At 61.0% G+C, this 6,793-nt stretch carries 4 protein-coding genes; 2 read left to right on the forward strand and 2 right to left on the reverse strand.

Annotated elements, in window-relative coordinates; all coding sequences use genetic code 11:
* The first annotated feature begins 23 nt into the window (after positions 1-23).
* A complete protein-coding gene (locus tag B0W55_RS14180; RefSeq protein ID WP_077046604.1) occupies positions 24-2,408 on the forward strand; it encodes an RND family transporter in 2,385 nt (794 codons plus the stop codon).
* A gap of 179 nt (positions 2,409-2,587) precedes the next feature.
* Here the strand turns inward: B0W55_RS14180 and B0W55_RS14185 are convergent, their stop codons facing one another.
* Complete coding sequence (locus B0W55_RS14185) at positions 2,588-3,307, reverse strand: FadR/GntR family transcriptional regulator (RefSeq protein WP_175645507.1); 720 nt, start codon at positions 3,305-3,307, stop codon at positions 2,588-2,590.
* Between the two features lie 182 nt (positions 3,308-3,489).
* Positions 3,490-5,226, reverse strand: coding sequence for an IlvD/Edd family dehydratase (locus B0W55_RS14190; protein WP_077046606.1), 1,737 nt, complete (start codon positions 5,224-5,226; stop codon positions 3,490-3,492).
* A gap of 193 nt (positions 5,227-5,419) precedes the next feature.
* On the opposite strand from B0W55_RS14190, the gene B0W55_RS14195 reads away from it, so the two are divergent.
* Positions 5,420-6,742, forward strand: coding sequence for an MFS transporter (locus tag B0W55_RS14195; RefSeq protein ID WP_077046607.1), 1,323 nt, complete (start codon positions 5,420-5,422; stop codon positions 6,740-6,742).
* Positions 6,743-6,793 lie beyond the last annotated feature (51 nt).

A 6,793-nucleotide genomic window follows, 5' to 3' on the forward strand; every position in this document is an offset into this window, starting at 1 on the left:
GTTAATAATAAGAAGGCGGGGCTATGACTTCCTTGAGCACTCATCATCAGGACAAGGCGACGTTTCTTGAGCGCCTGATCTTCAACAACCGCCCGGCAGTGATCACCATCTGCCTGCTGGTCAGCATCTTCCTGTTCTGGCAGGCGACGCTGATCCGGCCATCCACCAGCTTCGAGAAGATGATCCCGCTGGAGCATCCCTTCATTCAAAAGATGATGGAGCACCGCAACGATTTGGCGAACCTGGGCAACACCGTGCGCATCTCGGTGGAAGCCACCGACGGCGACATCTTCTCCAAGGACTACATGGAGACCCTGCGCCAGATCAACGACGAGGTGTTCTACATTTCCGGCGTCGACCGTTCCGGCCTGAAGTCGCTGTGGAGTCCGAGCGTACGCTGGACCGAAGTGACGGAGGAGGGTTTCGCCGGGGGTGAAGTGATCCCGCAGAGCTACAATGGCTCGCAGCAAAGCCTCGACATGTTGCGCAACAACGTACTCAAGTCCGGGCAGGTCGGGCGGCTGGTGGCCAACGACTTCAAGTCGAGCATCGTCGATATTCCGTTGCTGGAGTCCTACCCGGACCCGCAGGACCAGGGCAAGCTGCTGGCGCTGGACTATCGCAAGTTCTCCCACGAGCTTGAAGACAAGATCCGCAACAAGTTCGAAGCCCAGAACCCCAACGTGAAGATCCACATCGTCGGCTTCGCCAAGAAGGTCGGCGATCTGATCGACGGCCTGGTGATGGTGGTGATGTTCTTCGGGGTTGCCTTCGTCATCACCCTGATCCTGCTCTACTGGTTCACCAACTGCATGCGCAGCACCGTGGCGGTATTGATCACGACGCTGGTGGCGGTGGTCTGGCAACTGGGGCTGATGCACTTCTTCGGCTTCGGGCTCGATCCGTATTCGATGCTGGTGCCGTTCCTGATCTTTGCCATCGGTATTTCCCATGGCGTGCAGAAGATCAACGGTATCGCCCTGCAATCGAGTGACGCCGACAACGCCCTGACCGCTGCCCGGCGCACTTTCCGCCAACTGTTCCTGCCGGGGATGATCGCAATCCTCGCCGACGCCGTGGGCTTCATCACCCTCTTGATCATTGATATCGGTGTGATCCGCGAGCTGGCCATCGGCGCATCCATCGGCGTGGCGGTGATCGTGTTCACCAACCTGATCCTGCTGCCGGTGGCGATTTCCTACGTCGGCATCAGCAAGCGCGCCATCGAACGCAGCAAGAAAAACGCCCATCGCGAACACCCGTTCTGGCGCCTGCTGGCAAACTTTGCCAGCCCGAAAGTCGCTCCGGTCTCGATCCTGCTGGCGTTGATCGCCTTCGGTGGCGGTCTCTGGTACAGCCAGAACCTGAAGATCGGCGACCTCGACCAGGGTGCGCCGGAACTGCGTCCGGATTCGCGCTACAACAAGGACAACAACTTCATCATCAGCAACTACTCCACCAGCTCCGATGTGTTGGTGGTGATGGTCAAGACCAAGGCCGAAGGTTGCTCGCGCTATGAAGCCATGGCGCCGATCGACGAGCTGATGTGGAAGATGCAGAACACCGAAGGCGTACAGTCGGCGATTTCCCTGGTGACCGTGTCCAAGCAGATGATCAAGGGCATGAACGAGGGCAACCTGAAATGGGAAACCCTGTCGCGCAACCCGGACGTGTTGAACAACTCCATCGCCCGTGCCGACGGCCTGTACAACAACAATTGCTCCCTGGCGCCGGTGCTGGTGTTCCTCAACGATCACAAGGCCGAGACCCTGGATCGCGCGGTGCATGCGGTGCAGGACTTCGCCAAGGAAAACAACAAGGAAGGCCTGGAGTTCATCCTGGCCGCCGGTAACGCCGGGATCGAGGCCGCCACCAACGAGGTGATCAAGAAGTCCGAACTGACCATCCTGATCCTGGTGTACATCTGCGTGGCGGTGATGTGCATGATCACCTTCCGCTCGTGGGCTGCGACCCTGTGCATCGTGTTGCCGCTGGTACTGACTTCGGTACTGGGTAACGCCCTGATGGCCTTCATGGGGATCGGCGTGAAGGTGGCGACCTTGCCGGTGGTGGCACTGGGCGTGGGGATCGGTGTGGACTACGGCATCTACATCTACAGTCGCCTGGAAAGCTTCCTGCGTGCCGGTCTGCCGCTGCAAGAGGCGTATTACCAGACACTGAAGTCCACCGGTAAGGCCGTGCTGTTCACCGGCCTGTGCCTGGCGATCGGCGTGTGCACCTGGATCTTCTCGGCGATCAAGTTCCAGGCCGACATGGGCCTGATGCTGACCTTCATGCTGCTGTGGAACATGTTCGGTGCGCTGTGGCTGCTGCCGGCACTGGCACGGTTCCTGATCAAGCCGGAAAAGCTGGCGGGCCAGAAGGGCAATTCGCTGTTCGCTCACTGATCCACTGCTCAGAAACACAAAAGCCGCAACCTCAGGGTTGCGGCTTTTTTATTCCTCGAATTCGCAAAGAACCCTGTGGGAGCGGGCTTGCTCGCGAAGGCGGTCTGTCAGTCAAACAATGTGCCGACTGACCCACTGCATTCGCGAGCAAGCCCGCTCCCACAAGAGATCTGTGGTGTTCAGGAAGGATCGCTGCCCAACACGACATTCAACGCACTGCGCGCATCATCCAACTGCACCAGCGTCGCGTGCCGCGCGCCCAAGGCATCCCGATTCTCGATCGCCGTGAGAATCGCCTTGTGCCGTGGCAGCGCCAGTTCATGCAGATTCGGCCGTTGGTTGGAATGCTTCAACGCCTCGGCAATCGCCACCGACAACATGTTGCAAAGATTGGCCAACAAGTCGTTGTGGGTCGCATCGGCGATGCGGCTATGGAAGTCCAGGTCCGGTTGCAGCAGGGCTTCCGGGGTCGGCGCCGCTTCCATGCGTTGGTAGGCTTCGCCGATGGAGGCGATGTCCGCGTCGGTGGCGTACTGCGCGGCGAGGGCGGCGGCGGCCGGTTCGATGATGCTGCGCACGCTGGTCAGCAGGTCGAAGAACTCATTCTGCGGACTGCTTTGCATCAGCCAGTGCAGCACATCGGGATCGAGCATGTGCCAATCCTTGCGCGGCTTGACCACGGTGCCGACCCGCGGGCGAGAGTAGACCAGGCCCTTGGCCACCAACACGCGCGTGGCTTCACGCAACACCGGCCGGCTGACGGCGTATTCCTCACACAACAGGGCTTCGGCGGGCAGTTTGTCGTCCGGCAGGAAACGTCCGGAGACGATCTGCATGCCCAGTTCCTGAACAATGCGCGAATGCATGCTTTTGCGGTCGGAGGGTTTGCGGTAATCCATGGGAAACGGCGCGGTCCTGTGCGTGGGGATGCCGGGCATGATAACAGGCACGGCGCAAACTTGAGGCAGGTGCACAACCAAATGTGGGAGCGGGCTTGCTCGCGAAGGCGGTGTGCCAGCCAGCATAAATGCTGAATGTACTACCGTTTTCGCGAGCAAGCCCGCTCCCACAGTGGGTGGTGTCAGTGCGAGTGTCGAGGCACTTCAGCGCCGCGGCAGCCGACCAGGAAGTCGAAGTCGCAACCCTGATCCGCTTGCAACACATGGTCGATGTACAGCTGACGATAGCCGCCCACGATCAGATTCTGTGGCGGTTGCAGATCAGCCATGCGCGCCGCCAGTTCGGCGTCCGGGATGTCCAGGTGCAGGCGGCCGTTGGCGCAGTCCAGTTCGATCCAGTCGCCTTCCTTCACCGTCGCCAAAGGCCCGCCGGCCGCCGCTTCCGGTGCCACGTGCAGCACCACGGTGCCGTACGCGGTGCCGCTCATGCGCGCATCGGAAATCCGCACCATGTCGGTCACGCCCTGGGCCAGCAGTTTGGCCGGCAGGCCCATGTTGCCGACTTCGGCCATGCCCGGGTAACCCTTGGGCCCGCAGTTTTTCATCACCAGGATCGAGTTGGCGTCGACGTCCAGTTCCGGGTCGTTGATCCGGGCCTTGTACATGTCGAAGTTCTCGAACACCACCGCGCGACCACGGTGCTGCATCAATTCTGGCGTCGCGGCGGATGGCTTGAGCACCGCACCCAACGGCGCCAGGTTGCCCCGCAGCACGCAGATGCCGCCGTCGGCACGGATCGGGTTGTCCAGAGTACGAATCACCTCGTCTTCGCCATAGATCGGCGCGTCCTTGGTGTTTTCGCCGATCGACTTGCCGTTGACGGTCAAGGCGTTCGGGTTGGGGATCAGGTTGGCTTCGCCGAGGCGACGCAACACCGCAGGCAAGCCACCGGCGTAGTAGAACTCTTCCATCAGGAAGCGCCCGGACGGTTGCAGGTCAACGATGGTCGGCATGCCACGGCCCATGCGGGTCCAGTCGTCCAGGTCCAGCTCCACGCCAATGCGGCCGGCGATGGCCTTGAGGTGGATCACCGCGTTGGTCGAACCGCCGATGGCAGCGTTGACACGGATGGCGTTTTCGAACGCTTCCTTGGTCAGGATCTTCGACAGTTTCAAATCTTCGCGAACCATCTCGACCGCGCGCATGCCGGACATGTGCGCCAACACGTAGCGACGGGCATCCACCGCTGGGATCGCCGCGTTGTGGGGCAGGGAAGTGCCCAGCGCTTCGGCCATGCAGGCCATGGTCGAGGCCGTGCCCATGGTGTTGCAGGTACCGGCCGAACGGGACATGCCGCCCTCGGCCGCGAGGAAATCGTCAATGGTGATGGTGCCGGCCTTGACCTGCTCGCTGAGCTGCCAGACCACGGTGCCCGAACCGATATCCTTGCCCTTGTGCTTGCCATTGAGCATCGGCCCGCCGGTGACCACGATGGCCGGCACGTCGCAACTGGCGGCGCCCATCAAAAGGGCCGGGGTGGTTTTGTCACAACCGGTCAGCAGTACCACGCCGTCGATCGGGTTGCCGCGAATCGCTTCTTCAACGTCCATGCTCGCCAGGTTGCGGGTCAGCATGGCGGTAGGGCGCAGGTTGGATTCGCCGTTGGAGAACACTGGGAATTCCACCGGGAAGCCCCCGGCCTCGATCACCCCGCGTTTGACGTGCTCGGCAATCTGGCGGAAATGCGCGTTGCACGGGGTCAGTTCCGACCAGGTGTTGCAGATGCCGATGATCGGCTTGCCATGGAACTGGTGGTCGGCGATGCCCTGATTCTTCATCCAGCTGCGGTACATGAAGCCGTTCTTGTCGGCCGTGCCAAACCATTGGGCGGAGCGCAGGTTGGGTTTCTTATCAGACATGATCGATTCTCTTATTGTATGACTAATATGTTCGAGCTGTGGCTTAACATAAGCGCAAAACGCGCCATTTGGAAGTGTTGTTGGGTAATTAGTATTACTATATAGTCATTTTCAGCGGAGGGATGGCCCTGGCGATTTATCGCCGGAGGCGTCTCCCGAGGTTCTATAAAAACAACAATCGGAGACCGATCTCATGAGCCAGGAACTGCGGCTTATTCGCCGCATCACGCTGAAACTGATTCCCTTCCTGATCCTGCTGTACCTGATCGCCTATGTGGATCGCTCCGCGGTGGGGTTCGCCAAATTGCACATGGGCGCCGACATCGGCCTGGGTGATGCCGCCTACGGCCTGGGCGCAGGGCTGTTCTTCATTGGTTACTTCCTGCTGGAAATCCCCAGCAACCTGATGCTCGATCGTTTCGGCGCACGACGCTGGTTCGCGCGGATCATGATCACTTGGGGCGCCATTACCATCGGCATGGCGTTTGTCCAGGGCCCCAACAGCTTCTATGTGATGCGTTTTCTGCTCGGCGCCGCGGAAGCCGGGTTCTTCCCGGGCGTGCTGTACTACATCACCCAATGGTTCCCGGTTCGCCATCGCGGCAAGATCCTCGGACTGTTCATCCTCTCGCAACCGATCGCCATGATGATCACCGGCCCCGTGTCCGGCGGTTTGCTGGGCATGGACGGCGTACTGGGTCTGCATGGCTGGCAGTGGCTGTTCATCGTCATCGGCACCCCGGCGATCCTGCTGACCTGGCCGGTGCTGCGCTGGCTGCCGGACGGCCCGCAACAGGTGAAATGGATGGACCAGGCGGAGAAGGACTGGCTCAGCGGTGAGCTGAAAAAGGACCTGCAAGCGTATGGCCAGACCCGCCACGGCAACCCGCTGCACGCCCTCAAGGACAAGCGCGTCCTGTTGTTGGCGCTGTTCTACCTGCCGGTGACCCTGAGCATCTACGGTCTCGGTTTGTGGCTGCCGACCCTGATCAAGCAGTTCGGCGGCAGCGATCTGGTGACCGGGTTCGTCTCGGCGGTGCCGTACATCTTCGGGATCATCGGTTTGCTGATCATCCCGCGCAGCTCCGACCGCCTGAACGATCGCTACGGCCACCTGGCGGTGCTTTACGTGCTGGGTGCCATCGGCCTGTTCCTCAGTGCCTGGCTGACATTGCCGGTGCTGCAATTGATGGCGCTGTGCCTGGTGGCGTTCGCGCTGTTTTCCTGCACGGCGGTGTTCTGGACCTTGCCCGGCCGCTTCTTTGCCGGCGCCAGCGCAGCGGCCGGGATTGCCCTGATCAACTCGGTGGGCAACCTGGGCGGCTATATCGGCCCGTTCGTGATCGGTGCGCTCAAGGAATACACCGGCAACCTTGGTTCGGGGCTGTATTTCCTGTCGGGTGTGATGGTGTTTGGGCTGGTGCTCACCGGCGTGGTGTATCGCTTGCTGGAGCGCAAGCACGTGCTGCCGGCCGATGAGTTTGCGGCCAGTGCCCGTGGCGCGACCCGTACCTGAGGCCAACGCGATTCAAATGTGGGAGCGGGCTTGCTCGCGAAGACGGTGTGT

It is taken from the genome of Pseudomonas sp. KK4, assembly GCF_001984065.1.
Taxonomy (GTDB): Bacteria; Pseudomonadota; Gammaproteobacteria; order Pseudomonadales; family Pseudomonadaceae; genus Aquipseudomonas.